This is a genomic window from Ruegeria sp. E8 (assembly GCF_056533985.1).
The window spans coordinates 94,380-119,606 of the sequence record NZ_JBQFOY010000012.1; the positions used below are offsets into that span (position 1 = coordinate 94,380).

At 58.0% G+C, this 25,227-nt stretch carries 25 protein-coding genes; 12 read left to right on the plus strand and 13 right to left on the minus strand.

Going from position 1 to position 25,227, the window contains the following annotated elements:
• Window positions 1–25: 25 nt before the first annotated feature.
• The 11 genes from ACR0LF_RS15675 to coxB form a co-directional block, all read right to left on the minus strand.
• Window positions 26–1,441 carry an FAD-binding oxidoreductase gene (locus ACR0LF_RS15675; protein ID WP_480581056.1) on the minus strand — a complete coding sequence of 472 codons (1,416 nt, stop codon included), beginning with the start codon at window positions 1,439–1,441 and terminating at the stop codon, window positions 26–28.
• 38 nt (window positions 1,442–1,479) lie between these two features.
• Window positions 1,480–2,298, minus strand: coding sequence for an MBL fold metallo-hydrolase (locus ACR0LF_RS15680; protein ID WP_480581058.1), 819 nt, complete (start codon window positions 2,296–2,298; stop codon window positions 1,480–1,482).
• 102 nt (window positions 2,299–2,400) lie between these two features.
• Window positions 2,401–2,985, minus strand: a complete 585-nt coding sequence (locus ACR0LF_RS15685) for a GNAT family N-acetyltransferase (protein WP_480581060.1) — start codon at window positions 2,983–2,985, stop codon at window positions 2,401–2,403.
• On the minus strand, window positions 2,985–4,247 hold the full coding sequence (locus ACR0LF_RS15690; RefSeq protein WP_480581062.1) for a M16 family metallopeptidase: 1,263 nt from the start codon (window positions 4,245–4,247) through the stop codon (window positions 2,985–2,987). Before ACR0LF_RS15690 ends, ACR0LF_RS15685 begins: the two co-directional genes overlap by 1 nt.
• A complete protein-coding gene (thrC, locus tag ACR0LF_RS15695) occupies window positions 4,244–5,632 on the minus strand; it encodes a threonine synthase (protein WP_480581064.1) in 1,389 nt (462 codons plus the stop codon). The genes ACR0LF_RS15690 and thrC overlap by 4 nt, the downstream gene beginning before the upstream one ends.
• Window positions 5,629–6,306, minus strand: a complete 678-nt coding sequence (locus ACR0LF_RS15700) for an SURF1 family protein (protein ID WP_480581066.1) — start codon at window positions 6,304–6,306, stop codon at window positions 5,629–5,631. Before ACR0LF_RS15700 ends, thrC begins: the two co-directional genes overlap by 4 nt.
• Before the next feature lie 255 nt (window positions 6,307–6,561).
• A complete protein-coding gene (locus ACR0LF_RS15705) occupies window positions 6,562–7,377 on the minus strand; it encodes a cytochrome c oxidase subunit 3 (protein WP_480581067.1) in 816 nt (271 codons plus the stop codon).
• A 22-nt stretch (window positions 7,378–7,399) separates the two neighbouring features.
• Window positions 7,400–7,975, minus strand: a complete 576-nt coding sequence (locus ACR0LF_RS15710) for a cytochrome c oxidase assembly protein (RefSeq protein ID WP_480581069.1) — start codon at window positions 7,973–7,975, stop codon at window positions 7,400–7,402.
• Entirely contained in the window at window positions 7,975–8,136 is a 162-nt protein-coding gene (locus ACR0LF_RS15715) for a hypothetical protein (protein ID WP_162896804.1), read from the minus strand. The genes ACR0LF_RS15710 and ACR0LF_RS15715 overlap by 1 nt, the downstream gene beginning before the upstream one ends.
• Window positions 8,133–9,083, minus strand: a complete 951-nt coding sequence (cyoE, locus tag ACR0LF_RS15720) for a heme o synthase (protein ID WP_480581071.1) — start codon at window positions 9,081–9,083, stop codon at window positions 8,133–8,135. Before cyoE ends, ACR0LF_RS15715 begins: the two co-directional genes overlap by 4 nt.
• Before the next feature lie 87 nt (window positions 9,084–9,170).
• A complete protein-coding gene (gene coxB / locus ACR0LF_RS15725; protein ID WP_480581073.1) occupies window positions 9,171–10,082 on the minus strand; it encodes a cytochrome c oxidase subunit II in 912 nt (303 codons plus the stop codon).
• Between the two features lie 176 nt (window positions 10,083–10,258).
• Between coxB and tldD the strand changes: the two genes are divergently transcribed.
• The 3 genes from tldD (at window position 10,259) to topA (ending at window position 15,847) form a co-directional block, all read left to right on the plus strand.
• A complete protein-coding gene (gene tldD / locus ACR0LF_RS15730; protein WP_480581075.1) occupies window positions 10,259–11,680 on the plus strand; it encodes a metalloprotease TldD in 1,422 nt (473 codons plus the stop codon).
• 236 nt (window positions 11,681–11,916) lie between these two features.
• The gene (gene dprA, locus ACR0LF_RS15735; RefSeq protein ID WP_480581077.1) at window positions 11,917–13,041 is read left to right on the plus strand and encodes a DNA-processing protein DprA; all 1,125 of its coding nucleotides are present in this window, start codon (window positions 11,917–11,919) and stop codon (window positions 13,039–13,041) included.
• Between the two features lie 169 nt (window positions 13,042–13,210).
• The gene (gene topA, locus ACR0LF_RS15740; protein ID WP_480581079.1) at window positions 13,211–15,847 is read left to right on the plus strand and encodes a type I DNA topoisomerase; all 2,637 of its coding nucleotides are present in this window, start codon (window positions 13,211–13,213) and stop codon (window positions 15,845–15,847) included.
• Here topA and ACR0LF_RS15745 read toward each other — a convergent pair.
• Window positions 15,844–16,428 carry a TetR/AcrR family transcriptional regulator gene (locus ACR0LF_RS15745; protein ID WP_480581081.1) on the minus strand — a complete coding sequence of 195 codons (585 nt, stop codon included), beginning with the start codon at window positions 16,426–16,428 and terminating at the stop codon, window positions 15,844–15,846. The genes topA and ACR0LF_RS15745 overlap by 4 nt on opposite strands.
• A 65-nt stretch (window positions 16,429–16,493) precedes the next feature.
• On the opposite strand from ACR0LF_RS15745, the gene ACR0LF_RS15750 reads away from it, so the two are divergent.
• From ACR0LF_RS15750 to ACR0LF_RS15760, 3 genes are all read left to right on the plus strand, one after another.
• Window positions 16,494–16,922, plus strand: a complete 429-nt coding sequence (locus ACR0LF_RS15750; protein WP_480581083.1) for a VOC family protein — start codon at window positions 16,494–16,496, stop codon at window positions 16,920–16,922.
• An 87-nt stretch (window positions 16,923–17,009) separates the two neighbouring features.
• Window positions 17,010–17,714 carry a CoA transferase subunit A gene (locus tag ACR0LF_RS15755; protein ID WP_480581085.1) on the plus strand — a complete coding sequence of 235 codons (705 nt, stop codon included), beginning with the start codon at window positions 17,010–17,012 and terminating at the stop codon, window positions 17,712–17,714.
• Entirely contained in the window at window positions 17,714–18,340 is a 627-nt protein-coding gene (locus ACR0LF_RS15760; RefSeq protein ID WP_480581087.1) for a 3-oxoacid CoA-transferase subunit B, read from the plus strand. The genes ACR0LF_RS15755 and ACR0LF_RS15760 overlap by 1 nt, the downstream gene beginning before the upstream one ends.
• 38 nt (window positions 18,341–18,378) lie before the next feature.
• On the opposite strand, the gene ACR0LF_RS15765 is transcribed toward ACR0LF_RS15760, so the two are convergent.
• The gene (locus tag ACR0LF_RS15765; RefSeq protein WP_480581090.1) at window positions 18,379–19,248 is read right to left on the minus strand and encodes a lytic transglycosylase domain-containing protein; all 870 of its coding nucleotides are present in this window, start codon (window positions 19,246–19,248) and stop codon (window positions 18,379–18,381) included.
• 352 nt (window positions 19,249–19,600) lie between these two features.
• On the opposite strand from ACR0LF_RS15765, the gene ACR0LF_RS15770 reads away from it, so the two are divergent.
• The 6 genes from ACR0LF_RS15770 (at window position 19,601) to ACR0LF_RS15795 (ending at window position 25,219) form a co-directional block, all read left to right on the plus strand.
• The gene (locus tag ACR0LF_RS15770) at window positions 19,601–19,831 is read left to right on the plus strand and encodes a Flp family type IVb pilin (protein ID WP_480581093.1); all 231 of its coding nucleotides are present in this window, start codon (window positions 19,601–19,603) and stop codon (window positions 19,829–19,831) included.
• Between the two features lie 266 nt (window positions 19,832–20,097).
• On the plus strand, window positions 20,098–20,364 hold the full coding sequence (locus ACR0LF_RS15775; RefSeq protein WP_480856432.1) for a pilus assembly protein: 267 nt from the start codon (window positions 20,098–20,100) through the stop codon (window positions 20,362–20,364).
• Window positions 20,365–20,654: 290 nt separating this feature from the next.
• Window positions 20,655–21,533, plus strand: a complete 879-nt coding sequence (cpaB, locus tag ACR0LF_RS15780) for a Flp pilus assembly protein CpaB (protein WP_480581097.1) — start codon at window positions 20,655–20,657, stop codon at window positions 21,531–21,533.
• 194 nt (window positions 21,534–21,727) lie between these two features.
• Window positions 21,728–23,137, plus strand: coding sequence for a type II and III secretion system protein family protein (locus tag ACR0LF_RS15785; protein WP_480581100.1), 1,410 nt, complete (start codon window positions 21,728–21,730; stop codon window positions 23,135–23,137).
• A gap of 17 nt (window positions 23,138–23,154) precedes the next feature.
• The gene (locus ACR0LF_RS15790) at window positions 23,155–23,781 is read left to right on the plus strand and encodes an OmpA family protein (protein WP_480581104.1); all 627 of its coding nucleotides are present in this window, start codon (window positions 23,155–23,157) and stop codon (window positions 23,779–23,781) included.
• A gap of 199 nt (window positions 23,782–23,980) precedes the next feature.
• Complete coding sequence (locus tag ACR0LF_RS15795; RefSeq protein ID WP_480581107.1) at window positions 23,981–25,219, plus strand: CpaE/TadZ family protein; 1,239 nt, start codon at window positions 23,981–23,983, stop codon at window positions 25,217–25,219.
• Window positions 25,220–25,227 lie beyond the last annotated feature (8 nt).

A 25,227-nucleotide genomic window follows, 5' to 3' on the forward strand; every position in this document is an offset into this window, starting at 1 on the left:
ACACGGCCCATCCCCGGGGCCGTGTTCACCCCTTCAGAACAGCGCCGGGGTTCATGATGCCCTGCGGATCCAGAGCCGCCTTGATGGCCCGCATCGCAGACAGCTTCACCGGATCGCCATAGCGTTCCAGATCGCCGGTCTTCAAGCGCCCTACCCCGTGCTCGGCACTGACCGATCCGTCGAAGGCAGCGACCAGATCATGCACGGCCTGCTTGATCACACCTCTCAGGTCTTCGAACTCCGACCTGCTGCGCCCTTTGGGCGGGAACACGTTGTAGTGCAAATTACCGTCCCCCAGATGGCCGAAACAATTGATCCGGAATGGCCCTAGACCAGCGATCACCTCTCCCCCGTCACGAATGAAGTCGGGAATTCTGGAAATCGGGATCGAGATATCATGACTCGACACCGACCCGATCAGGCGGTTGGCCTCGGGGATGTGTTCGCGCACCGACCACAGATCAGCCCGCTGCGCTTCGCTTTGGGCAATCACACCGCCCCGAACCAGGTCAAGCCTTTCTGCATGGTCGTAGAGGGTCTCCAGCGCGTCAGAAGGCGACTGCCCTTTCGCCAGCCCAAGTTCGATTAAGACACTCCAATCCGGGGGAGTGCTGAACGGTTGCCGGACATCCGGCAGAACCTCAGTCAGAAAATCCAGCCCCTGCCGGTGGATCAGTTCAAACGTGCTGACGGCCTCGCCCACCTGATCCCGTGCCAGGGCCAGCAGTTCGATGGCCGCGTCGGGTGAGGTCACCTGAAAGGCCGCCGTGCCCACAGCAGCTGGCCGCGGAAACAGCTTGAGAGATGCCGCGGTGATAATCCCCAGCGTCCCTTCTGCCCCGATCAGCAGGTTGCGCAGATCATACCCTGTGTTGTCCTTTCGCAACCGGCTAAGACCATGCCAGATTTCACCATTGGGCAGTACAGCCTCGAGACCAAGACACAGATCGCGGGCGTTGCCATAGCGCAAGACATTGACGCCCCCGGCATTGGTCGACAGGTTGCCCCCAATCCGGCAGGATCCCTGCGCCGCCAGTGATAGCGGGAACAATCGATCCGCCGCCTCGGCTGCGGCCTGCACGTCCTGAAGAACGGCGCCGGCTTCGGCAATCAGGATGTTTTCCGATGGGAAGACGGATCGAATGGCCGTCATCCGTTCCAGTGAGATCAGCAAAGGCGCCGGGCCATCTGGCATCACCTGACCGCCCACCAGCCCAGTACCGCCGCCATAGGGCACAACCGGCACCCGTTCGCCCGCAGCCAACCGCACCAGCGCCGCAACCTCTTCGGTTGTGCGGGGTAAAGCCAGCAGGCCGACCTGTCCGGCAAACCGCCCGCGCGGTTCTTCCAGATACCGTTCTTCCACAGGGCGCAGCACACCATCGCCCAGTTTCGTACGGATCAACGCGGCAATTCGCTCATCAGCGGGATTCAAACTCATACGCTTTCATTGCCCAACCGATGCAACTGCGGCAAGCCCTATTCCAGATCAATCAGATAGCGCGGCTCCAGCACCACAACCGTTGGCCGATCCGGCAAATCGCGCAGCGATACGGTGATCTCCGACACCCCGTCGCGCTCAACCGGAAACGTATCGCGGATGTCCACTAGGAACCGGTCAAGCGAAAACCCCGAGAACCAGTGCATCGGAATGATGACAGAGCTTTTCAACCGTTTCAAAACCGAGATCATGTCTGGCAGAGGCATAGTGGTCCCTCCGTCAACCGCGGCCATGACCACATCCAGCCGCCCAAGCGCGGCAAACTGTTCATCAGACGGGACATGATGCAGGTGTCCAAGATGGCCGATACACAACCCCTCGACCTCAAACACGAAAATCGAGTTCCCCCGTTCCTCGACCCCGCCATAGACCGAGCGGATATCGGTCGAGACATTGCGCACCAGCATCTCTCCCAGATCAAGATAATGCTCGATGCCCTGCCCGAACTCGCCCCATCCCGGCAGGACATGCGGGATCGCCGGATCGGGATGAGCGGTCCAATGGGTGCTGTGAGCATGGTTCATCGTCACGACATCTGGGATCAGATCCGCACTGCCGATAAAACCGGTGAAATCGGTCACCGCATTCAACCCGCCTCGGGTCTGGATCATGAAAGACGCGTGCGCGATATAGCTGATCCGTACCGAGAATTCCGGTACCGGATCCTGCCACGCCGCTTTGTGCAGATACTCAATTCCGGGCGCCGCATCGGCGATCGCGATACAATGGCTCGGCCGCCGCTCCTGCGCTAAGGCCCCGCCCGAAATCACCATCAATGCCGCAACCAACCAGCGCATATCCGTAGTGTAGCGCAGAACGCCCGCAAGTCATGCCCCTTGTTCATCTGGCCAAAAATATCCCGGGGGAGGCGCGGCCTGCCGCGACGGGGGCAGAGCCCCCTACCCAGCGTCGGTTTTACCGCGCCGGTCGGACCGCAAGCTGGCATAGAGAACATGCGTCCGCCACCGCCCGTTGATCTGCAGATAAGACTGCGCCACGCCTTCGTATTTGAAAGCCGAGCTTTCCAGCAACCCGCGCGACGCCCGGTTTTCTGGCAGGCAAGCGGCCTCGATCCGGCTCAGGTCCAGGCGGGTAAAGGCATGGTGGACCATGGCCCCGATCGCCTCGCGCATATAACCCTGACGGGCAAAGGCCTGACCGGTCCAGTATCCCAAAGTACCCGCCTGTGCCGGACCGCGACGGATGTTGTCCAGCGTGATGGCGCCAACCAACACGCCGTCTTCACGACGAAACAGGAAAAGCGGAATCGCCGTCCCACCCGCGACCGAGCGCTGTGCCCAATACACGCGATTGGTAAAGGATTTGCGGCTCAGATGGTCCTTGGCCCAGATCGGTTCCCAAGGGGTCAGATATTCTTTCGAGGCGCGCCGCAACGCAGCCCAGTCGTTGAAATCGGAATGTACAGGAGGGCGCAAGCTGAGCCGCGCGGTTTCGAGTTTCAGCTTGCGTCTGCCCAACAGCATCACGCCGCCCGCCTCTCCTGCAGGTCAACCAGCGTCGGCGCGCCCGAGACCGGACCGTAGAGCGCCAGCGCCGCCGGGGCCTGTACGGCCATCTGTTCGGCAAAGGCCCGCACATCTGCGGTGCTGACCGCATCGATTTTGGCAACCGTGTCCTCAAGCGAGGGCACCCGACCCCAGATCTGCACCAGTCGCGCCAACCGTTCCGCCCGGTTCGAGGGGCTTTCCAGCCCCATCAACATCCCGGCCTTCATCTGCGCGCGAGCACGGGCGACCTCTTCAGCGCTCATGTCTTCGGCGGCGCGCTTCATCTCATCGATGGTGATGGTGGCCAGTTCCGCAACCTGATCGGCGGACGTACCGGCATAGATCGTCGTCGTGCCGGTATCGGCATAAGCCCCGGTCTGCGCAAAGATCGTATAGCAGAGCCCGCGAGTCTCGCGCACTTCCTGGAACAGACGCGAGGACATGCCCCCGCCCAGAGCGGTGGAATAGATCTGCGCCGTGTAGATCGCGTCATCCCGATAGCCGGGGCTTTCCAGTGCCAGCGCAAAATGGGCCTGTTCCAGCTCTTTCTCCTGCCGGGCTTCACCGCCGGTGAACCGCGCCGCTTCGGGGATCAAACCCCTGCACGGCCGCAAGTGGCCGAACATCTCTTCGGCCATTTTCATCAGAGCGTCGTGATCCACGGCACCAGCGGCAGACAGGATCATCTGTTCCGGCCCATAATGCTCGGCCACGAACCCCGACAAATCCTCGCGCGAAAAGGCACTGACCCGCTCGGTCGGGCCCAGAATGGTGCGGCCCAAGGGCTGATCGTGATAGCTCTGTTCTTGCAGCCAATCAAAGATCACATCGTCGGGCGTGTCAAAGGCCTGACCGATCTCTTGCAGGATCACACCACGCTCGACCTCGATCTCGCGCGGGTCGAAAACCGGGTTCAGAACAATGTCACCGATGACATCCATCGCCAGCGCGACATCATCTTTCAGAACCCGCGCGTAATAGGCCGTCACCTCACGCGAGGTATAGGCGTTGATGTAACCGCCCACATCCTCGATCGCCTCGGCGATTTGCAGCGCCGAACGGCGTTCGGTTCCCTTGAACGCCATATGCTCAAGGAAATGCGCGATGCCGTTCTGCTCGATCCGCTCGTGCCGCCCACCGGCGGTCACCCAGATGCCGATTGCCGCAGATTGCAGCCCCGGCATATGTTCACTGACGATACGAAACCCGTTCTCCAGTTGGTCCTGTCTGACAGTCACTCAGCAATGTGCCTTCTGATATGATCCTCAAGGGCACCCAGATCGTTGGCGATGCGGGTCACCCGTTCCGGACGTTCATACAGATCAGACATGCGGGATGGAAGAGGTGGATGTACATCGCTCGCCTTCTCGACCGCAGCCGGGAATTTTGCCGGATGCGCGGTGGCCAGCGTGATCATCGGCACGTCCGCCGCGCGGTGATCTTCGGCCACCTTGATGCCGACGGCAGTGTGCGGGCAAACCAGCTCGGCGCTGTGGGCCAGGGTCGACTTGATCGTCGCCAGAGTTTCATCCTCGGAGACACGGCCTGAGTCAAAATTCTCACGCAGGGCCTCCATCGCGCCCTGGCTGACGTTGAAGCCACCGGACTTGAGTTCGTCCATCAACTGCGCCACGGCACTGCCATCCTCGCCATAGGCATAGTACAGCGCCCGTTCAAAGTTCGAGCTGACCTGAATATCCATCGAAGGGCTGATCGAGGGGATCGTGTCGCCTTTGAAATACCCTTCTCCCGACAGACAACGGTGCAGGATGTCGTTCTGATTGGTCGCCACCACCAGCCGGTCAATCGGTAAACCCATCCGCTTGGCGATGTAGCCGGCAAAGATGTCGCCGAAATTGCCGGTCGGTACGGTGAAACTGACCTTGCGGTGTGGCGCACCGAGGCTGGTGGCTGCCGAGAAATAATAGACCACCTGCGCCAGCACCCGCGCGAAGTTGATCGAGTTTACGCCCGCCAGTTTGACCCCATCGCGGAAGTCGAAATCGTTGAACATGTCCTTCACGGCGGCCTGACAATCGTCGAAGTCACCATCGACGGCCAAGGCATGCACGTTGCTATCCGCTGGCGTGGTCATCTGACGGCGCTGTACTTCGGACACACGGCCATGCGGGAACAGGATGAACACGTCGACCGCATCCAGCCCCCGGAACGCCTCGATCGCCGCCGAACCGGTATCACCGCTGGTCGCGCCCACGATGGTCACACGGTCCCCACGTCGTTTCAGCGCCACCTGAAACAGCTGGCCGATCAGCTGCATGGCGAAATCTTTGAAAGCCAGCGTAGGGCCGTGGAACAGTTCCAGCAGGAAGTGGTTCTCGTTCAGCTGCTTCAAAGGCGCGCGGGCGTCGTGGCCGAAGCCTTCATAAGCGCGGGCGATTATTGCCTTGAACTCATCCTCGGCAAAGGACCCGCTGACATAGGGCCACATCACGCGGAAGGCGATCTCCTCGTACGGCAAACCGGCCAGCGCCGCGATCTCGTCCTGCGTCATCACCGGAATCTCGGCAGGCAGGTACAGGCCGCCGTCACGGGCCAGCCCGGTCAGCATCGCCTCTTCAAAGCTCAGTTCGGGCGCCTGCCCGCGGGTCGAGATGTATTTCATCGCTCGTCACTCTCAGAATTGGCGCGGTTGCGCCACAGGAAATAACCGGTCATCGCGGCCCAGACCAGAGCCAGACCAAACCAAGTGATTGCATATTGCAGGTGATCGTTCGGGATACCCGCCGTGTCGACAGGCAGGGGTGTTATTCCGGGGTCGGTTTGCGAGCGAGCGATCAGCAGCACCGGCTCTGCCCCCAACGCCGCCGCCAGATTTGGCACATCGCGGGCAAACCAGATGTTGTCATCGATATCCGGCTCGGGCGTATAGCTGTCGATCTCATCCGGCCAGTGCAGATTGCCTGTCACTTCCATCGGGCCGTTCAGGCGGTCGTCCTGTTTGGCGGTCGTGGGTACAAAGCCCCGGTCCACCAGAATAGTCCGGTCCTCGGTGCTGAACGACTGGATGATGCGGTACCCTGCCCCGACCTGTTTGACCGAGACCAGAACGTGGATTTCGCCCGGCTCCATATCTCCGGTAATGGTAACCGGCAGGTATCTGTCCTCATCGGGTGCCACGCTGTCGGGCAGTGCCACCGGGTCGGCAGAAATGCGGGTTTCGATTTCGGCCAGAACGCCCTGTTTCCATGCCAGTCGTTGCATCTGCCAAATGCCCAGCGACAGCAGCACGCCCAGACCGGCGAGGCCGAAGATCAGCAGAAACAGAATGCGGCGCATGGCGGGGCGAAACCTTGTTGCAGAAACCGGCGTCTTGTTAAGGGCGGAGCGGGCGAAAATGCAACCACGCAATTGTATGGGGCGCAATCTTGCGCCTCTTGGGCGCTTTGCGTTTGTTTTGCATCGTAATACGCTACCTCTCCCTTCGGTCGACTGCGTATTCCGATAAAGTTCCCAAGTTGAAACGCAAAGCGCCCTGATCGAGAAAAAGCCGCCCCAAAGGGCGGCTTTTGCAATTGGATTACCTGACCGGCGTTACATCAGCGGGGCCTGACCCCAGATGTAGACGGCGAAGAACAGGAACAGCCAAACAACGTCAACGAAGTGCCAGTACCATGCGGCCGCCTCGAACCCGACATGCTTTTCAGGGGTGAAGTCGCCCCGAAGCGCCCGGATCAGGCAGACGGACAGGAAGATTGTGCCGATGATCACATGGGCACCGTGGAAGCCGGTTGCCATGAAGAAGTTCGAGTAGAACTGATCACCGCCGAACTTCCAGCCTTCATGGGCCAGCAGTTCGTAATATTCGAAGGCTTGCAGGAAGGTAAACGCGATACCCAGAACGATACCGATGGCCAGACCATTGATCAGCGCCTTGCGATCATTGTCATGCACCAGCGCGTGGTGAGCCCAGGTGATCGCACAGCCCGACAGCAACAGGACCAGCGTGTTGATTAGCGGCAGGTGGAACGGATCAACCGCGTGAATGTCCGGCTGGATGTATTCGGTGCCGGCATAGTCGTACATCGGGTACATGCGATGTTTGAAGAACGACCAGAACCAGGCGAAGAAGAACATCACCTCGGACATCACGAACAGGATGAAGCCATAGCGCAGGCCGATGCGCACGACCGGCGTGTGATCGCCCTGACGGCTTTCGACCACCACTTCGGACCACCAGGCGAACATGGTGTACAGCACCGCAACCAGACCGGCCCAGAACATCCACGGCGTGATGCCATGCATCCAAAGGACGGCTCCGAACAGCATCACAAAGCCACCGACGGCTCCGATCAGAGGCCAGATCGACGGGGCCAGAATGTGATAATCGTGGTTTTTAGCGTGTGCCATCAGCGTCCCTCACCTACAGGCGTTAGTTCGTGTTTGTGTCTGCCTGCGTTTCAAGGGCGGCATAGCCCTCGGGCAGGTCAATTTCGTAGAATGTATACGACAGAGTGATCGTATGAACATACTTTGCTTCAAGATCTTCGACCAATTCAGGGTCGACGAAGAATGTTACCGGCATCTCAACCCGTTCGCCGGGTTGCAGCACCTGCTCTTCAAAGCAGAAACAGGCAATTTTCTGGAAATACCCACCCGCCGAATAGGGTGCCACGTTGTAGGAGGCCTGACCGGCAATCGGGCGGTCCGTCGGGTTATACGCCTCGTAGAAGGCCAGCCCGGTTTCACCGATGCGCACTTCCATCTCGCGAACAACCGGCTTGAATTCCCAGGCCATATCCCTGGCCTTGGACGCGTCAAACCGCACGGTAATGGTGCGATCCAGAATGTCTTCGGGGGCCGCTTCGGCAACGCCTGTGGTGCCGCCAAATCCCGTTACACGGCAGAACCAGTTATAGAACGGGACCGCCGCCCAGGCCAGGCTGCCCATCAGGACAACCACGCCCACGGTTTGAGCGACCGTTTTCTGAGGTCCGGACAACGCCATCAGTTCTGAACCTCCTGCGTGGCCATATTGAAATCAGTGCCCGAGACCTTGACGATGGTCAGGCCAAAGATGATCACGATAAAGGCCGCCAAAGTCAGGCCAACACCCAGATTGCGGCTGAACCGGCGCTGATGCAGTTCGTGGCTTTTTCGCAAGCTCATGACCATCCTCCCAAACCGTAGGGTTTCAGCAAGGCTTCGGCCAGAATGGCACCGAAATGCAGGAACAGGTAGAGAAGCGACAGCTTGAAGAAGCTACGCTCGACCTTGAAATTATCAGCTTCCGAGTCATCCTCGGTCCGACGTGAAATCCGCCAGGCACCACGCAGGAACAGCGCGTTCAACACCAAAGCAACGGTCAGATAAATCGGACCACCGATGCCCGAGAACGCGGTCCCTACAGCCAGAATCGCCAGCAGGGCCGTGTAGACAAGAATATGAACACGCGTCGCGCGGCGACCATGCGTGACGGTCAGCATCGGCACGCCCGCATCGTCATAGTCCGAACGCATGAACAGCGCCAGTGCCCAGAAATGCGGCGGTGTCCACATGAAGGTCAGGGCGAACATCAGCCATGGCTCAACCGTCATGGACCCGGTTGCCGCCACCCAGCCAATCACCGGCGGGAAGGCTCCTGCTGCGCCACCGATCACGATGTTCTGCGGCGTCGAGCGCTTCAGCCACATCGTGTAGACAACGACGTAGAAAAAGATGGTAAAGCCCAGGAACGCGCCCGCGAACCAGTTGGTCGCAAGGCCCAGCATGATCACCGACAGGCCGGACAGCGCAAGACCGATAGCCAGCGCCTCGCCCTCTTCCACCTTGCCGGACGGGATCGGACGACCTTTGGTGCGCTTCATCACCTTGTCGATATCCGCGTCCCACCACATGTTCAGCGCGCCGGATGCGCCGCCACCGATGGCGATGAACAGAATGGCGCAAAAGCCGACAAAGGGATGAACGGGGACAGGAGCCGCCAAAAGGCCGACCAGAGCCGTGAACACGACCAAAGACATCACGCGCGGCTTCAGCAGGGCAAAGTAATCGCCAAAGCTGGCCTCGTCCGCCTGGGCGGTCGCTGTGCTGGCATTGATGCTTGCGTCGGTCATTTCGGGTCCTTTGGGGCGAAAGCTGCGCGGTCTACCCGCACAGCCAGCTTTTCTTGTCAGGCGGGCTTTAACCCGCCCTTAGAGTGATCAGTTCGAAGCGACCTGATAGCTTTGCGGCAGACCCGCATATTCGTCGATCGCGCCTTGCAGCCACTCGTCATAGACTTCCTGGCTGACCACTTTGACGGTGATCGGCATATACGCGTGGTCCTTGCCGCAGAGTTCGGAGCACTGACCGAAGTAAACGCCTTCTTTCTCGGCTTCGAACCACAGCTCGGCCAAACGTCCGGGCACACCGTCCTGCTTCACGCCGAAGGACGGGATGGTCCACGAGTGGATCACGTCAGACGCGGTGACCTGCATCACGATGACCTTGCCAACCGGTACGACAACAGCGGTGTCGGTGGCCAGCAGCCATTCGTCATCGCTGTAACCTGCATCCGCCAGCTTGGCGCGCATGGCATCATCCAGAACAAACGGGGTCACGTCCGCATCGGCAGGGCGCGAACCTTCGTCCAAAGTGGCCGGGTGGCCCAGAAGATAGCTGTCGAATGCAAAATCGTGATCGACATATTCATAGGTCCAGTACCACTGGTTGCCGACGACTTTGATGGTGATGTCACCTTCGGGAATTTCCTGCTGTTTGAACAGAACCGGCAGCGAGAAGGCACCGATGAAGACCAGAATCAGGATCGGACCAAGGGTCCAGGCGATTTCTACCGGAGTGTAATGAGAAAAACGTGCTGGCTTGGGGTTAACACGTTCGTTGTAGCGCACGATGCAATAAACCAGCAAACCGGCAACCAGCAGGCAGATGACAGTGATGATCACCAGAATCATGCTGTCGAGACGCTGAATTCCTGTGGCAAGGCTGGTGGCCGAGGGCTGAAAACCCATGCCGCCGTCAACCGGTTTGCCAATAATCTCAAGCTCCTGAGCCATGGCGGGAAGGCTGGAGAGGGCTGTCATAAACCCTGAAAGCATCAAAGCATTCTTCATGTTCTGTCCTGATCGTTTGATCTTTGCGTCCCTGGCGAAAAGGTGTGAATCGGTCGCACCTCTCCCGTTGTCTTTGGCCGCGTTAAAAACCATATTCCGTCGGGTAGATAAAGCAAAATGCTTGCGTCAAACAGACGCTATTTTTGATCTGGATCAAACCCGAAAGGTCCCAACCCATGTCCGACGCCCCGTTTCGCCCCTTTGAAAGCGCTCTCCCGCAGGATGAAGCGCTGACCATATTGCGCTCGGCCACGGATGGCGCCGAGGACGGAGAGCTGTTTGTCGAGCGGCGGAAATCCGAGTCTCTGGTGTTCGATGACGGGCGTTTGCGCACGGCGTCTTACGATGCGTCCGAGGGGTTTGGCCTGCGCGCCGTGCAAGGCGAAGTGGCCGGATACGCGCATTCGACAGATGTCTCGATACCTGCATTGAAACGGGCTGCTGAAACCGCGCGGCTGGCGGTTGGTGAGGGAGGCGGGACTTTGGCCGAGGCTCCTCGCTCGACCAATACCCGACTGTATACGGATGAAGACCCGATCGAATCTGCCGCGTTCCCGGTCAAGATCGAGACATTGCGCGAGATCGATGCCTTTGCCCGTGATCTGGACCCGCGTGTTGTTCAGGTCAGTGCCACGATTGCAGCAGCCGTGCAGGAAGTTGAGATTCTGCGGCCCGATGGCGTCAATGTGCGTGACGTCCGGCCCATGACCCGCGTGAATGTCTCGGTGATCGTCGAGCAAAACGGCCGCCGCGAAAGCGGATCGGCCGGTGGCGGCGGCCGGGTTGGCCTGAGCGGGTTGATCGATCCCGCCGATTGGCAGGCCAAAGCCCGCGAGGCGCTGCGGATCGCGCTGGTCAATCTGGACGCGGTCCCGGCCCCTGCTGGCGTCATGGAAGTCGCGCTTGGCCCCGGCTGGCCCGGCATTCTGTTGCACGAGGCCATTGGTCACGGGCTCGAAGGGGATTTCAACCGCAAAGGAAGTTCGGCCTTTGCCGGGCTGATGGGGCAGCAGATTGCATCAAAGGGCGTGACTGTGGTGGATGACGGTACGATTGCCGACCGTCGCGGCTCGATCAGCGTGGATGATGAGGGCACTCCCAGTTCCCGCACGGTGCTGATCGAGGATGGGATCCTGACCGGTTACATGCAGGATCGCCAGAACGCCCGGTTGATGGGTGTCGCGCCCACTGGCAACGGGCGGCGGCAAAGCTATGCGCACAAGCCCATGCCGCGCATGACGAATACAATCATGCTGGGGGGCGAGGCTGATCCTGCGGCTCTGGTCGCGGATATCAAGGATGGCATCTGGGCGGTCGGTTTCGGCGGTGGTCAGGTGGACATCACCAACGGCAAATTCGTTTTCTCCTGCACCGAGGCGTATCGCGTCGAAAACGGCAAGATCGGCGCGCCCGTCAAAGGGGCCACGCTGATCGGCGATGGCCCTTCAGCATTGAAGCGTATCCGTGGCCTCGGCAATGACATGGCTCTGGACCCGGGCATGGGCACCTGCGGCAAGGACGGGCAATGGGTGCCGGTGGGTGTCGGCCAGCCGACCGTTTTGATGGACGGGCTGACTGTTGGCGGCTCGGCGGCCTAAGTCGGGTTTTGGTTGAGAAAGTGGCGCAAGGTTAACCCTGCGCCGCTTTTTTTGCGAAAATTCAAATTGGCGACTACGGTCGCCACGACCATCAAGGGGATTTTCTTACTATTTTTTCATATACTTGGATGGTTTTCGTCTTACCAAGTCGGAAAAATCGTTTCTAATTTTCGACGATTCACACGCTGTTAACCGCATGTCCCGTAAACCAGTTCTGCAACAAGGCGGAGCAACGGATGACCGAAGAACAGCTATCTTCCAATCACCCCCCACTCCCACCCACCACGGAAGAGGACAGGTTTTCGTGGCTTCGTCTGTTGCGCTCGCGCAAGGTTGGTCCGGCGACGTTTCGTCGGCTGCTGCGCGAACATGGCTCGGCGCAGAACGCGCTGGCCGCGCTGCCCGAAATGGCACGCGCCGCCGGAATAGAAGGGTACGAAACCTGCCCCCCCGGCGTGATCGAGGCGGAACTCAAGGCTGCAAAAGCGGCAAAAGCGCGGCTTTTGTGCCTTGGGTCCGCCGATTTCCCGGAAGCTTTGAATGATCTGAACGATGCCCCCCCTATCCTTTGGGCGGTGGGGGAGGTTTCACTGTTGCAGAAACCCACAATTGCAATGGTCGGTGCGCGAAACTGTTCCTCGTTGGGTGCGCGGATGGCGCGTGGATTGGCCACGGAACTGGGCGGCAAAGGGCACGTAATTGTGTCTGGCCTGGCACGCGGGATCGACACGGCAGCACATATGGCGGCGCTGGATACCGGTACGGTCGCTGTGATGGCCGGTGGCGTGGATGTGATCTACCCCGCTGAAAACACGGAACTGGCCCATGATATTGCCTCCAAAGGGTTGCGTTTGTCAGAGCAACCGATGGGCGTGACGCCGCAGGCTCGGCACTTTCCGCGCCGCAACCGGATCATTTCGGGCCTTGCACAGGCCGTTGTCGTGGTTGAGGCGGCTGCCAAGTCCGGCAGTCTGATCACTGCGCGGGACGCCCTGGATCAAGGGCGCGAGGTTCTGGCGGTGCCCGGTCACCCCTTCGATGCGCGGGCTGCGGGTTGCAACCTGTTGATTCGCGATGGCGCCACGCTGGTCCGATCTGCCGAAGACGTCATTGAAGCCCTGCCACAAAAGGGCGTTTTGTTTTGTCGGCAACCCGAAACACCCACTGTAACTACCGCGCCCCCCGCACGGGACCTGCATGTACAAATCCTCGAACGGTTGGGGCCATCGCCCATTGCCGAAGACCAATTGTTGCGCGACATCGCGACCTCAGCCGGTGAGCTTGGCCCGGCTCTGGTTGAACTTGAACTGGATGGGCGAATCCAGCGTCAACCCGGCGGCTTGCTGTCGCTGGCAGGTTGATCTTGTCACCCTCCGGATGCTTTGAACAAAAAATCAAAGCCGTGATAGCGTGCTGAAATCACGGCGCTTTTCAGACTGTAAAAGGAACGCATTGACAATTCCTTCTTGCCCCACACATTTTGCACCACCATAGAAGGCGCCAAATTCGTCGAGCGAGGTTTCCCCTTAAATGCCCGTAGTTGTTGTAGAATCTCCGGCCAAAGCAAAAACAATCAATAAGTATCTGGGCCCTGACTACACTGTTCTGGCCTCTTACGGCCATGTGCGGGACCTGCCGCCAAAGGACGGATCGGTTGATCCGGACCATGAATTTTCGATGACATGGGAGGTTGGCAATGACAGCCGCAAGCATGTCAAAGCCATCGCCGACGCACTGAAAGAAGACAACGCCCTGATCCTCGCCACCGACCCCGATCGTGAAGGCGAGGCGATCAGCTGGCACCTGCAGGAGGCGCTGACCAAACGCCGCTCGATCAAGAAAGACACACCGGTCAGCCGCGTGACCTTCAACGCCATCACCAAAGAGGCCGTAACCCAGGCCATGCAAAACCCGCGCCAGGTCGACATGCCGCTGGTTGAGGCCTATCTGGCCCGGCGTGCGCTGGACTACCTGGTGGGGTTCAACCTTTCGCCGGTCCTCTGGCGCAAGCTGCCCGGCGCGAAATCCGCTGGACGGGTTCAATCAGTCTGCCTGCGCCTGATCGTCGAACGCGAGATGGAGATCGAGGCATTCAAACCGGTCGAATATTGGTCCGTTCGCGCCTTGTTCGAAACACCGCGTGGCCAGACCTATGAGGCGCGTCTGGTCACTCTGGCCGGGAAAAAACTGGATAAGCACGATCTGGCCAACGCCACACAGGCGGAACTGGCGGTTCAGGCGATCACCAGCCGTGCGCTGTCTGTCACCTCGGTCGAGGCCAAGCCCGCCGCCCGTAACCCCAGTGCGCCGTTCATGACCTCGACCTTGCAACAAGAGGCCAGCCGCAAGTTCGGTATGGGCGCTCGTCACGCGATGCAGGTGGCGCAGCGGCTTTATGAGGCCGGGTACATCACCTATATGCGGACCGACGGTATCGACATGGCACCCGAGGCCGTTGCAGCCGCGCGCGACGCGATTGCGGATCGTTATGGCGCGGAATACGTGCCCGACAGCCCGCGCATTTATAAGAACAAGGCCAAGAACGCACAGGAAGCGCATGAATGTATCCGCCCGACGGATATGTCGCGCGACGCAAAGGCGCTGAAAGTCACGGATGAGGATCAGCGCAAGCTTTATGACCTGATCTGGAAGCGCACCATCGCCTGTCAGATGGCCGCCGCCCGGTTGGAACGCACCACGGTCGAGATCGGCAGCGATGACGGTCAGGTCGGTCTGCGCGCCACGGGTCAGGTCGTGATGTTCGATGGTTTCATGCGTGTCTACGAAGAGGGTCGCGATGACGTCGCGGACGAAGACGAAAAGCGTCTGCCCCAGATCATGCAGGGCGATCCGGCGCGTTTTGCCAAGACCTCGCTGAAGGATCAGTTCACCAAGGCGACCAGCGACAGTGGTGACAGGATCGCGAAAGAGGCAATTCTGTCTGACAACGAATCCGTTCTGGCCTTGCAGCACCACACCCAGCCGCCACCGCGTTATACCGAGGCGACGCTGGTCAAGCGGATGGAAGAGCTTGGGATCGGGCGCCCATCAACCTATGCCTCGATCGTAACCACGATTCAGGATCGCGAATATGTCCGCAAAGACAAGAACCGGCTGATCCCCGAGGAAAAGGGCCGGATCGTCACGATCTTTCTGCTGAATTTCTTCCGGCAATATGTTGGCTATGAGTTCACGGCCAATCTGGAAGAAGAACTGGACGACGTCAGCGCCGGGGATCGCGATTACAAAGATCTGCTGGGCAAGTTCTGGCGCGATTTCTCGGCTGCGATTGGCGAGACCTCGGAACTACGCATTTCCGAAGTGCTTTCGAAACTGGATGAGGCGCTGGCCCCACAGCTATACCCTCCGCGCGAGGACGGATCAGACCCGCGCGTCTGCCCGAAATGCGGCGTGGGTCAGTTGCACCTGAAAACCTCGCGCACCGGTGGGTTCGTGGGCTGCGGCAACTACCCCGAATGTACCTATACCCGCCCCATCGCGGGTGAAGGCGCAGAAGGTGATGAGCGGTTGCTTGGCGAAGACGCCGGTGATGAGATCTGGCTTAAATCCGGTCGCTTTGGTCCTTATGTTCAGCGCGGCGAACCCACGCCCGAGAACAAGAAGCCGCCCCGTGCCTCATTGCCGCGCGGGTGGAGCAAGGATGACATGGATCTGGACAAAGCCCTGACGCTGCTGTCCCTGCCCCGTCAAATCGGCGAGCACCCTGAGGGCGGCATGATCAGCTCGAATTTTGGTCGGTTCGGCCCTTATCTGATGCATCAATTGCCGGAAGAGGCGAAGCCGGTTTATGCCAATCTCAAGGACCCCAATGATGTGTTCGAGATCGGCATGAACCGCGCCGTGGAGCTGCTGGCCGAAAAACGAGCCAACCCCGGTCGTGGACGGCGTGCGGCGGCGAAACCTCTGAAAGAACTGGGCGAGCATCCCGATGGCGGTGCGATGCAGGTTCTGGACGGACGTTACGGGCCATATGTGAAATGGGAAAAGGTCAACGCGACAATTCCCAAAGACATCAAGCCCGAGGACGTCACCCAGGAGATGGCCATCGAGCTGGTCAATGAGCGCGCGGCGAAAAAGGGCACCAAGAAAAAGGCCGCCCCCAAGAAGAAAGCCGCAGCCAAGAAGACGGCGGCCAAAAGTTCTTAACTGCGAATTGCAGCTTCGATGAGCCGAGTCATGACTTCAACATATGGCTCTTGAGGTTGCCCTTCCGCAATGGCCAGCGCCGCGCGGTCATAAGCTGCCGAAAGAATATCGGATAGTGCCTCAAGTTCGTCTGGATCAGCTTGCGGCAGTGCGGCCCCGAGCCCCTGTTGCAGGCTTCGGCGGCCGCCGCCAGCGTCGATAGCCGCCATTTCCGCGTGCCCCAGCACGGCCGGACCGTCGATCAGTAACAATCGGGCCCGCCCGGGTTCACGCATGGCCTGAAAGAACGCCGTGCTGCCTGCGGCCATCGGGGCCTCGTCCGCGGCTTGAGCGCTTTTGTCGATCACTTGCGCCAACGCTTCTGCCTCTGCCCGAACAACGGCTCGGAAGAGATCCTGCTTATCTGTGAAGTGATGATATAGCGCACCGCGCGTAACATTAGCCGCGCGTACAATCTCGGGTGTCGACGTGTCGGCATACCCCTTTTCGACAAACAAGGCACGGGCGTTGGAGATCAGACGGGCTCTCATCGCAGCACGGCGGTCCGCATTCGGAACGGGAGACGTGGTTTTCTCTTGCATACATACAGCCTGTATGTTTATTTCAACATACATACAGATTGTACGTAAATTTGGAGGAGCGCAATATGAAGACCACACAATATTACCCCGTCATCCAAACAGACGATGTGCGGGGCACCGCTGAATTTTATCAAACCCATTTCGGATTCAGCCCTGCCTTTAGCGCCGATTGGTACGTTCACCTGCAATCCGACTCTGACCCAAGCGTCAATCTGGCGATACTGGATGCCCATCACGACACCATTCCAGCCCCTGGGCGTGGCACAGTGACCGGACTGATCCTGAACTTTGAAGTTGCCGATGCAGCGGCTGAATACGAACGCCTGACCAATGCAGGTCTGCAAATTCTAAAACCGCTCTGCGATGAGGAATTCGGTCAAAGGCATTTCATAGCCGCTGATCCCAACGGGGTTCTGATCGACGTGATCACCCCGATCCCGCCCACACCCGCCTTTGCGGAACAATACAGCACCAGCGCTTTGCCCATTGGGTAGAAATACCTACGCGCCTTGGTTTCATTGACTTCCCTATGACGTGGCGGCACAACCTGCGGCATCACCATGTCATTGGGGGAGTTTTCCATGAAGAAAGTCTATGCCAATGCCACCGAGGCGCTCGATGGGGTGCTGACGGATGGCATGCTGATTGCTGCAGGCGGGTTTGGCCTGTGCGGCATTCCGGAATTGTTGCTTGAAGCCATCAGGGACTCGGGCGTCCAAGACCTGAGCTTTGCATCGAACAACGCCGGTGTGGACGATTTCGGCATCGGCATTCTGCTGCAGACCAAGCAGGTCAAGAAGATGATCAGCTCGTATGTCGGCGAAAACGCCGAATTCATGCGCCAATACCTGAGCGGCGAGTTGGAGCTGGAATTCAACCCGCAAGGAACGTTGGCTGAACGGATGCGTGCCGGTGGGGCCGGTATTCCGGGCTTTTACACCAAAACCGGTGTTGGCACCGTGATCGCCGACGGCAAAGAGCACAAAGACTTCAACGGCGAGACCTACATCCTGGAAGAAGGCATCTTTGCCGATCTGGCCATCGTCAAGGCCTGGAAAGCTGACGACACCGGCAATCTGGTGTTCCGCAAGACCGCCCGCAACTTCAACGTTCCTGCTGCGACCTGCGGCAAGATCTGCGTGGCAGAAGTGGAAGAAATCGTTCCGCGCGGCTCGCTGGACCCGGATTCGATCCACCTGCCCGGCATCTATGTGCATCGCATCATTCAGGGCAGCCACGAAAAGCGCATCGAACAGCGCACCACCCGTAAGAAGGAGGAAGCATAATGCCCTGGGACCGCAATCAGATGGCCGCACGCGCGGCAGAAGAGCTGGAAGACGGCATGTATGTAAACCTCGGCATCGGGATCCCGACGCTGGTGGCAAACTATGTGGGTGACAAAGACATCACCCTGCAATCCGAGAACGGCATGCTGGGTATGGGCCCTTTCCCTTTCGAGGGCGAAGAAGACCCCGACCTGATCAACGCCGGCAAGCAAACGATCACGGAACTGTCCCGCACGGCTTATTTCGACAGCGCCACATCCTTTGCCATGATCCGCGGCGGCAAGATCGCTGCGGCGATTCTGGGCGCCATGGAAGTGGATGAGAAAGGCGATCTGGCCAACTGGATGATTCCCGGCAAGCTTGTGAAAGGCATGGGCGGTGCGATGGATCTGGTCGCAGGTGTTGGCCGGGTGATCGTTGTGATGGATCACACCAACAAGCACGGTGACAGCAAGGTTCTGAAGGAATGCACCCTGCCCCTGACCGGTAAAGGCGTCGTGGACCGCATTATCACCAACCTGGGTGTGCTGGATGTGGTCGAGGGCGGCCTGAAAATTGTCGAATTGGCCGATGGTGTCAGCGAAGACGACATGCGCGCCGCCACACAAGCGACAATCGTTTCCTGATTAATTTGAAAGGCCCGCCGGATCAGGGCGGGCCTTTTTCAGTTTGAGGTCTGGAACACGCAACCATCCGAAATCAAATCCGGCGGCGTCGTGCACAAGGCCCGCGCGATCTGGAACGCGGCCAGAACCTTTGGCACATAATCCCTGGTTTCGGCATAGGGCGGTACACCACTGTGTTTGCGCACGGCCCCTTCACCGGCGTTGTATCCCGCCAGCACAAGTATCGGGTCATTCCCGAACTCTTCCATCAGCCAGTTCAGGTATTTCACACCGCCGGCGATGTTCTCGGACGGTTTAAGGCTGTCCTTCACACCAAACCGAGCTGCCGTTGCAGGCATCAACTGCATAAGCCCTTGCGCACCTGCAGAGCTGACGGCGTCCGCACGCCCGGCTGATTCCACCGAAATCACGGCCAGCACCAACGCGGGTGATACATTTGTTCCCACAGTGGACCGTAGAATCTCAATCCCGCGCTCTTTTGCTATGTTTTGCAGGGATTGCAATCGCGGTGACCTTACATTGGTCGCGGCCAATGCGCTGATGGCAGCGTCAAGCCGCCCGGCCCCGCCTTCATCAATATGTGGAGAAATCCGGTTCCAGAACGCCTTGTACGATCCCTTTGGATCCCTTTTGACGTCTGTACCCGGCACCGTGGCGGGCTGGGCCACTTTGGTACGTTCGATGATTTCAGGCACCACCAGTTCAGTGCCCGTACTGGGCGCAGACGGGTTGGCTGCGTGCTCTTCCGGTGTGATTTGCACGTTTACACGCGGGCGCTCGCCGGGCTTGGGGGCTTTTATCCGCTTGTATACGCCACGCGGTTCGACCTCGGTCGCGCTTACAGATGCGGTACCCGATATCAGAAACGCCAGCACACCGGCGCATTGAAGTGCGTTCCGGAGATTCATTTGCCTGCCTCGTGTTTTCTTTTTACGCGATTTGAACCCCGAATCTTCGCGCAAAGCCAGAAAAACAAAGCGAAATGGGGCAATTTCGCCTCATTTGGCGCAATTTTGCATCGCTGTGGGGCCTCTGACTAAGCAAGTGTGATTTTTTTACTGTTTATTTTCAATGCGTTGCAAAATTCATAACCAAAAAGTTAAGCTGCGCGGAAAAAAATCGGCGTTTGGCCCAATTCCTGCCACGCCCAACGGTCAAACATAGTCCCATACCGAGACGGACATGAGCGGACTGAGAGAGAAAGCTCTGAAAGACGCCGAGGTTTGTTAAACATTTTTGATCCTTTAGGAGGGACGTAACATGATCAAGTTCATCAAGAACTTCCGCAAAGACGAAGACGGCGCAGTAACAGTTGACTGGGTTGTTCTGACCGCAGCAGTCATCGGCCTGGCCGCCGTTGCATACCAGCAGATTCAAGCAGGCGCGACTGGCCTGGCAGCTGACGTGAACACCGCCCTGAATGGCGCAACCATCTCGACCGGCAGCAACGCCACAACAGGCGGCATCACCGGCGAAGGCAAAAACAAATAAGCTTTTGCTGTAGCGAAATTTCAAGACCGCGCCTTACTGGCGCGGTCTTTTTCGTTCTGAAATTACCCACGTGATAAGCAGAGCATTGATTGCAGGCCAACGATCAGCGGCTGCGCGCTATCCAGAAAACTCCATCGTTATATGTGCAATCGATTTTGCAAAACCTGCCGAATAAACCTAAAAAAAGCCGGTCGGAATTATACTTTTTAACGAAATCAATATTTAGCCCGATTTCCGCCACTTCGGCGTACAAGTTATGAGCGACGATGTGGCAAGCACTGAAATTATTTACCGGAGACAAACCAATGTTCAGTTTCCTTAATCGGTTCAAATCGGACGAAACAGGAGCGGTAACAGTTGACTGGGTGGTTTTGACAGCTGTCCTCATAGGATTGTCAAGCGCGACTTACCTCGTCATCAGCTCAAGCGTTGACGGCATCGGCGGCAACGTCAACGAAGCCATGAGCACCTCCACTGTCAGCACCGGCTCAAACGCCGCTCCTGGCGGTCTGGTCACGGCGGGAACCAACTAAGTCGCGGCAGGTATTCCCATCAGTCGAGTACTCTGAACCTCGCGTTCAAATGAATGGCATAAAGCGCTGCGACGTTTAGACGAGCAGCGTTTTTTGCTGTCTTCAATCCGGTGTGAAGCGGGAAAAAGGGAGAAAAGACTATGCCAATTTTTGCGGAAGATGACGCAGAATCTGTTAATCAGGCATATTTGTCCCACATTTCGACACAATTTGCGGTTAACAAATAGGCTGTTTCAATGTGGTTCCTTGGCCGCTAAGAATTCAACCAAACAAAATAATGGGGTACACGCATGCGAGCAGTATTCGGACTTGTCCTGATTGTCGGCGTTGCTTTGGCTGGGGGCGCTGTTTACATGGCGCGCAACTACATATCGGCTTACCAGAACGAGCTGGCGCGTCAGCGGCTTGCGGCCGAAGAGGCGCTGGCCAATGCCAAGGTTGACGTTATTCCGACGGTCACCGTTTACGTTTCGAATCGCACGCTGAAATACGGCGAACGGTTGACGGAAGAAGATATCCGCGCTGTCGACTGGCCGGAAAACGCAATTCCCGAAGGTACATTCACCGAGTTGACAGCCCTGTTTCCTGAAAGCGGTGCCAATGAGCGTTTCGTGCTGAGGACGATGGAAAAGGACGAGGCGATCTTGGAAGCCAAGATCACCAACCCCGGTGAAAAAGCTGGCCTGACATCGCGTCTTGAAAAAGGAATGCGGGCATTTGCGATCAGCGTGGACGTTGCCTCGGGCGTATCCGGCTTTTTGCGCCCCGGCGACAATGTCGACATCTATTGGACAGGTACCAGTGGCACTATTGAGGGCAACAGTGGCGGTATCACTCGTCTGATCGAAACCAACGTGCAACTGATTGCCGTTGATCAGACGGCTGGTTCAGACGTGACCAGTACAACAATCGCACGAACCGTTACGGTTGCTGTGACACCGCAACAGGTTGCGGCGCTGGCGCAGGCTCAGAACTCGGGACGGTTGTCTCTGGCTCTTGTTGGTGTCGCGGATGAATCCGTTGCTTCGACGATTGAGGTCGATCAGCGTAAGCTGCTCGGCATTCAAGCGGCGGCCCCAAAACCCGAACAGAAGGTCGAAGAGGTGTGTACAACCCGCATCAGACGTGGTGGCGATATCGTCAACGTGCCCATCCCCTGCACAAATTGACGCCAATTCAGAACCTTACAGGATCAGAGCCGCACCATGAGTGCGGCTCATTTTATTGTGATTGTTGCCAAATTCTCACATAAGGAAACTTCCGGAAACCATTGATTATTGCAATAAATTCGGATTTCGCGCAGTCTCTTTCACCATAGGGCATAAGACCCAAAAAATGAGGCGTGATCGGAGAGGCAGGTCACATGACAATACGTTCCTGGATCAGCGCAACCCTGCTGGGGTTGTCGCTTGTTATGAGCCCCGTTGGCGATGCCGCCTGGGCTGAAACTTTGCGTGTGGTAAAAAAGGGGACAGTGGAAACACTCGACGTCCCCATGAATCGCGCGATCGTCGTAGAAAGCGAACAACCCTTCGCCGAGCTCAGCATTGCCAACGCAGGCATTGCCGATATCTCATCGCTGTCAGATCGCACAATCTATGTTTTGGGTAAGGCCCCGGGCCTGACCACATTGACGCTGTTTGACGGCGCCGGAAATCTATTGGCCAACGTGCGTGTGCGCGTGGCGCCCGATGTTACGGAATTCAAAGAACGCCTGCGTCAGATCTTGCCCAATGAACCTGTCGAGGTTCGTACCGCCAATGATGGCATCGTGTTGTCAGGTACAATTTCCAGTTCGTCCAAATTGGCACGCGCCCTGGAACTGGCCGAACGGTATGCGCCCGAGCGTGTTTCGAACCTGATGTCCGTCGGCGGCGTCCAGCAGGTCATGTTGAAAGTACGCTTCGCGGAAATGAACCGCACCGTCGCCAAAAGCCTGACAGCATCGCTTGGTTTCGGCGGAGGAGGAACCCCAGCAGGTGGCTTCAACTCACTCAACAACCAGTTGGCGCTTACCAATGCCATCAACAACAACATCCCGGCGCTTCAGACAAATACAGGTGCTGTCCTGTTTGGCTTCGGCGCGGGTTCGACTCAGGTTCGTCTGTTGCTGGAAGCCCTTGAAACCAAAGGATTGGTTCGCAATCTGGCCGAACCGAATCTGTCCGCCCTGTCCGGTCAGGAAGCATCGTTTCTTGCCGGTGGCGAAGTTCCGATCCCGGTACCGCAGGAAGACAACGTTGTAGCCATTGAGTTTAAGGCCTTCGGCGTCGAGATGAACTTTATTCCACGTGTCGTGGATGGTGATCTGATCAATCTTGAAATGGCTACAGCGGTATCCAGCATCGACACCAGCTCGAACTTCACCATCAACGGTGATTCTGTTCCAAGTTTCATCACCCGCCGTGCCAACACCACGATTGAACTTCGGGATGGTGAAAGTTTTGCGATCGCAGGTTTGATCCAGGACGATTTTGCCGACCTGAGCAACCAGGTTCCGTGGCTGGGTGACGTGCCGGTTCTGGGTGCCTTGTTCCGCAGCGCCAACTATCGGCGCGAGCAAAGCGAGCTTGTCGTTATCATTACCGCGCATCTTGTCACGCCGACACGGGGCGAAGCACTTGCACTGCCCACCGATCGGGTCAAACCACCCAGCGAATTTGACCTGTTCGTGAATGGCCAGGTCGCGCGCACTCAGCGCCCCGGTGCCGGTGGAGCGTCCGAGGTTGCCAAGCAGGACTTCGGTGGCTCTTACGGCTACGTCCTAGATTGATCAGGAGGATAGGACCAATGCAGAAGTGGATTATCACACTGGGTCTTACGGTCGCTGTCGCCGCATGTACGCGCGAGGCCGGGTACGAGATCGATGCGGGTACGTTCGGAAACGCGACATTGAACAATGTCCAGGTTCAGAGCGGTGAATTGACCTATGCGCAGATTCTCAGCCGTCGATTTGCTGCGGATGTGCCCAGTCAGGTGAACTTTGCGTTCAACAGCTCTCAACTGGATGCATCGGCTCAACGCATACTGTTGCAACAGGCAGACTGGATCAAACAGTTCCCCGAGGCGCGATTCCGCGTTTACGGACATACGGATGCCGTTGGGTCGGTTAGCTATAACAAGAGCCTTGGTCTTCGCCGCGCCCAGGCAGTCGTGGCGTTTCTGGGACAGCAGGGAATCTCACGTTCGCGCCTGGAAGCGGTGGTCTCATTCGGCAAGACCCAGCCGTTGATCGCGACACAGAATCGGGACCGCCGAAACCGCAGAACAGTAACCGAAGTTTCGGGTTTTGTTGATCGCAATCAACAGCTTCTGGACGGCAAGTACGCCGAGGTGATCTACCGCGAATACGTGGAGAGTGCGACGTGGAAAACCACGCTCACGGAAGTTACTGCGACAGACGGAGAAGGTGGATAATACCTTCGAAATGGGCGACATCGTCGCCCATTTCCCTACAATTGGTTCTTTTGCGCCCAATTCTTGCCCAACTTCAACGCAACATTGTGAACAATAGGGTGACCTGCGGCCAAATTTGACCGTATTGGGGCGACAGCACATCAATCTGGCGGATTTCGTTCATATGACATGCTGAGCCCTCACGACGAGGATAGTGTTTATGACAAGCGCAACGCCGCAAGACGACAATACAGCAATCTTGGCCTGCACCATCAGTCGGGATGTCCAGAATTTCGACCTTTTGATCGAAGACATGGAAGCCATTCTGGGCGAACGTTGGGGAGACCTGGGATTCGCGGAAGCGTTGGCCTTTTTCAGTCAGCCCGAAGCCGACTCACTGGAATTCGTAGCGCTGGCCATCGACGGAGAAGACGAAGACAACCTGTCATTGATGGGTGAGATCATCACCCAGGCCAAGGACAAGAAGATCAAAGTTGTTCTGATTGCCGAAGACGTCACCCCGGCTTCGCTGCATCAGTTGCTGCGTAAGGGTGCCGATGAGTTTGTGCCCTACCCTCTGCCGGAAGGTGAGTTGCAGGAAGCCATTGAGCGCATGAAACAGCCGGATCCGGTTGCCGTAGCACAAGCTGCGGCTGTGCCTCTGGCCAGCGGCGACTCAAAAGAAGGTGCCTTGTTCGTCGTCCAGGGTCTGGCCGGCGGCGTCGGAGCAACAACAATGGCCGTGAATCTGGCCTGGGAGCTTGCCAGTGTCTCTGACAAAGAAGCACCGTCTGTCTGCCTGATCGATCTGGACCTGCAATACGGTACCGTTTCAACCTATCTGGACCTTCCGCGACGGGAAACCGTGTTCGAAATGCTGTCCGACACGGATTCGATGGATAACGATGTTTTCTCGCAAGCCCTTCAAACCTATGAAGAAAAACTGCAGGTTCTGACCGCGCCTTCGGATATGGTACCGCTTGATCTGATCACGCCGGAAGACATACAGCGCGTGATCGACATGGCCCGGGCGCATTTCGACTATGTCATTGTCGATATGCCGAAGACTCTGGTTCTGTGGTCGGAAACGGTTTTGCAGGCTGCACATGTTTATTTCGCCGTGATTGAGCTGGATATGCGGTCGGCTCAGAATGCACTGCGCTTGAAGCGTGCGCTGCAAGCTGAGGAACTGCCGTTCAACAAACTGCGTTTCGCGCTGAACCGGGCACCCAAGTTTACCGATCTCAACGGAAAAAGCCGCGTGAAACGTATGGGCGAAAGCCTTGGAATCTCGATCGACCTGCAACTGCCGGATGGCGGAAAGCCGGTCATGCAAAGTGGCGATCACGGTTTGCCGTTGGCAAATGCCGCCGCCAAGAATCCGCTGCGCCGTGAAATCGCAAAGTTGGCAAAATCGCTTCACAGCCTTGGCAGCGGCAGCGCCGAAGAAGCTGCGTAACATCATCC

Excerpts from the sequence above, each read along its gene's own strand:
- ACR0LF_RS15770 (WP_480581093.1), top strand. The coding sequence starts at position 19,601 with ATGATCAAGTTCATCAAGAACTTCCGCAAAGACGAAGACGGCGCAGTA.
- ACR0LF_RS15680 (WP_480581058.1), bottom strand. The coding sequence starts at position 2,298 with ATGCGCTGGTTGGTTGCGGCATTGATGGTGATTTCGGGCGGGGCCTTA.
- ACR0LF_RS15790 (WP_480581104.1), top strand. The coding sequence starts at position 23,155 with ATGCAGAAGTGGATTATCACACTGGGTCTTACGGTCGCTGTCGCCGCA.
- ACR0LF_RS15675 (WP_480581056.1), bottom strand. The coding sequence starts at position 1,441 with ATGAGTTTGAATCCCGCTGATGAGCGAATTGCCGCGTTGATCCGTACG.
- ACR0LF_RS15745 (WP_480581081.1), bottom strand. The coding sequence starts at position 16,428 with ATGCAAGAGAAAACCACGTCTCCCGTTCCGAATGCGGACCGCCGTGCT.
- dprA (WP_480581077.1), top strand. The coding sequence starts at position 11,917 with ATGACCGAAGAACAGCTATCTTCCAATCACCCCCCACTCCCACCCACC.
- ACR0LF_RS15795 (WP_480581107.1), top strand. The coding sequence starts at position 23,981 with ATGACAAGCGCAACGCCGCAAGACGACAATACAGCAATCTTGGCCTGC.
- ACR0LF_RS15685 (WP_480581060.1), bottom strand. The coding sequence starts at position 2,985 with ATGCTGTTGGGCAGACGCAAGCTGAAACTCGAAACCGCGCGGCTCAGC.
- topA (WP_480581079.1), top strand. The coding sequence starts at position 13,211 with ATGCCCGTAGTTGTTGTAGAATCTCCGGCCAAAGCAAAAACAATCAAT.
- ACR0LF_RS15715 (WP_162896804.1), bottom strand. The coding sequence starts at position 8,136 with ATGAGCTTGCGAAAAAGCCACGAACTGCATCAGCGCCGGTTCAGCCGC.
- cyoE (WP_480581071.1), bottom strand. The coding sequence starts at position 9,083 with ATGACCGACGCAAGCATCAATGCCAGCACAGCGACCGCCCAGGCGGAC.
- cpaB (WP_480581097.1), top strand. The coding sequence starts at position 20,655 with ATGCGAGCAGTATTCGGACTTGTCCTGATTGTCGGCGTTGCTTTGGCT.
- ACR0LF_RS15750 (WP_480581083.1), top strand. The coding sequence starts at position 16,494 with ATGAAGACCACACAATATTACCCCGTCATCCAAACAGACGATGTGCGG.
- ACR0LF_RS15765 (WP_480581090.1), bottom strand. The coding sequence starts at position 19,248 with ATGAATCTCCGGAACGCACTTCAATGCGCCGGTGTGCTGGCGTTTCTG.
- ACR0LF_RS15700 (WP_480581066.1), bottom strand. The coding sequence starts at position 6,306 with ATGCGCCGCATTCTGTTTCTGCTGATCTTCGGCCTCGCCGGTCTGGGC.
- tldD (WP_480581075.1), top strand. The coding sequence starts at position 10,259 with ATGTCCGACGCCCCGTTTCGCCCCTTTGAAAGCGCTCTCCCGCAGGAT.
- ACR0LF_RS15760 (WP_480581087.1), top strand. The coding sequence starts at position 17,714 with ATGCCCTGGGACCGCAATCAGATGGCCGCACGCGCGGCAGAAGAGCTG.
- coxB (WP_480581073.1), bottom strand. The coding sequence starts at position 10,082 with ATGAAGAATGCTTTGATGCTTTCAGGGTTTATGACAGCCCTCTCCAGC.
- ACR0LF_RS15785 (WP_480581100.1), top strand. The coding sequence starts at position 21,728 with ATGACAATACGTTCCTGGATCAGCGCAACCCTGCTGGGGTTGTCGCTT.
- ACR0LF_RS15755 (WP_480581085.1), top strand. The coding sequence starts at position 17,010 with ATGAAGAAAGTCTATGCCAATGCCACCGAGGCGCTCGATGGGGTGCTG.
- ACR0LF_RS15775 (WP_480856432.1), top strand. The coding sequence starts at position 20,098 with ATGTGGCAAGCACTGAAATTATTTACCGGAGACAAACCAATGTTCAGT.
- ACR0LF_RS15705 (WP_480581067.1), bottom strand. The coding sequence starts at position 7,377 with ATGGCACACGCTAAAAACCACGATTATCACATTCTGGCCCCGTCGATC.
- ACR0LF_RS15710 (WP_480581069.1), bottom strand. The coding sequence starts at position 7,975 with ATGGCGTTGTCCGGACCTCAGAAAACGGTCGCTCAAACCGTGGGCGTG.
- thrC (WP_480581064.1), bottom strand. The coding sequence starts at position 5,632 with ATGAAATACATCTCGACCCGCGGGCAGGCGCCCGAACTGAGCTTTGAA.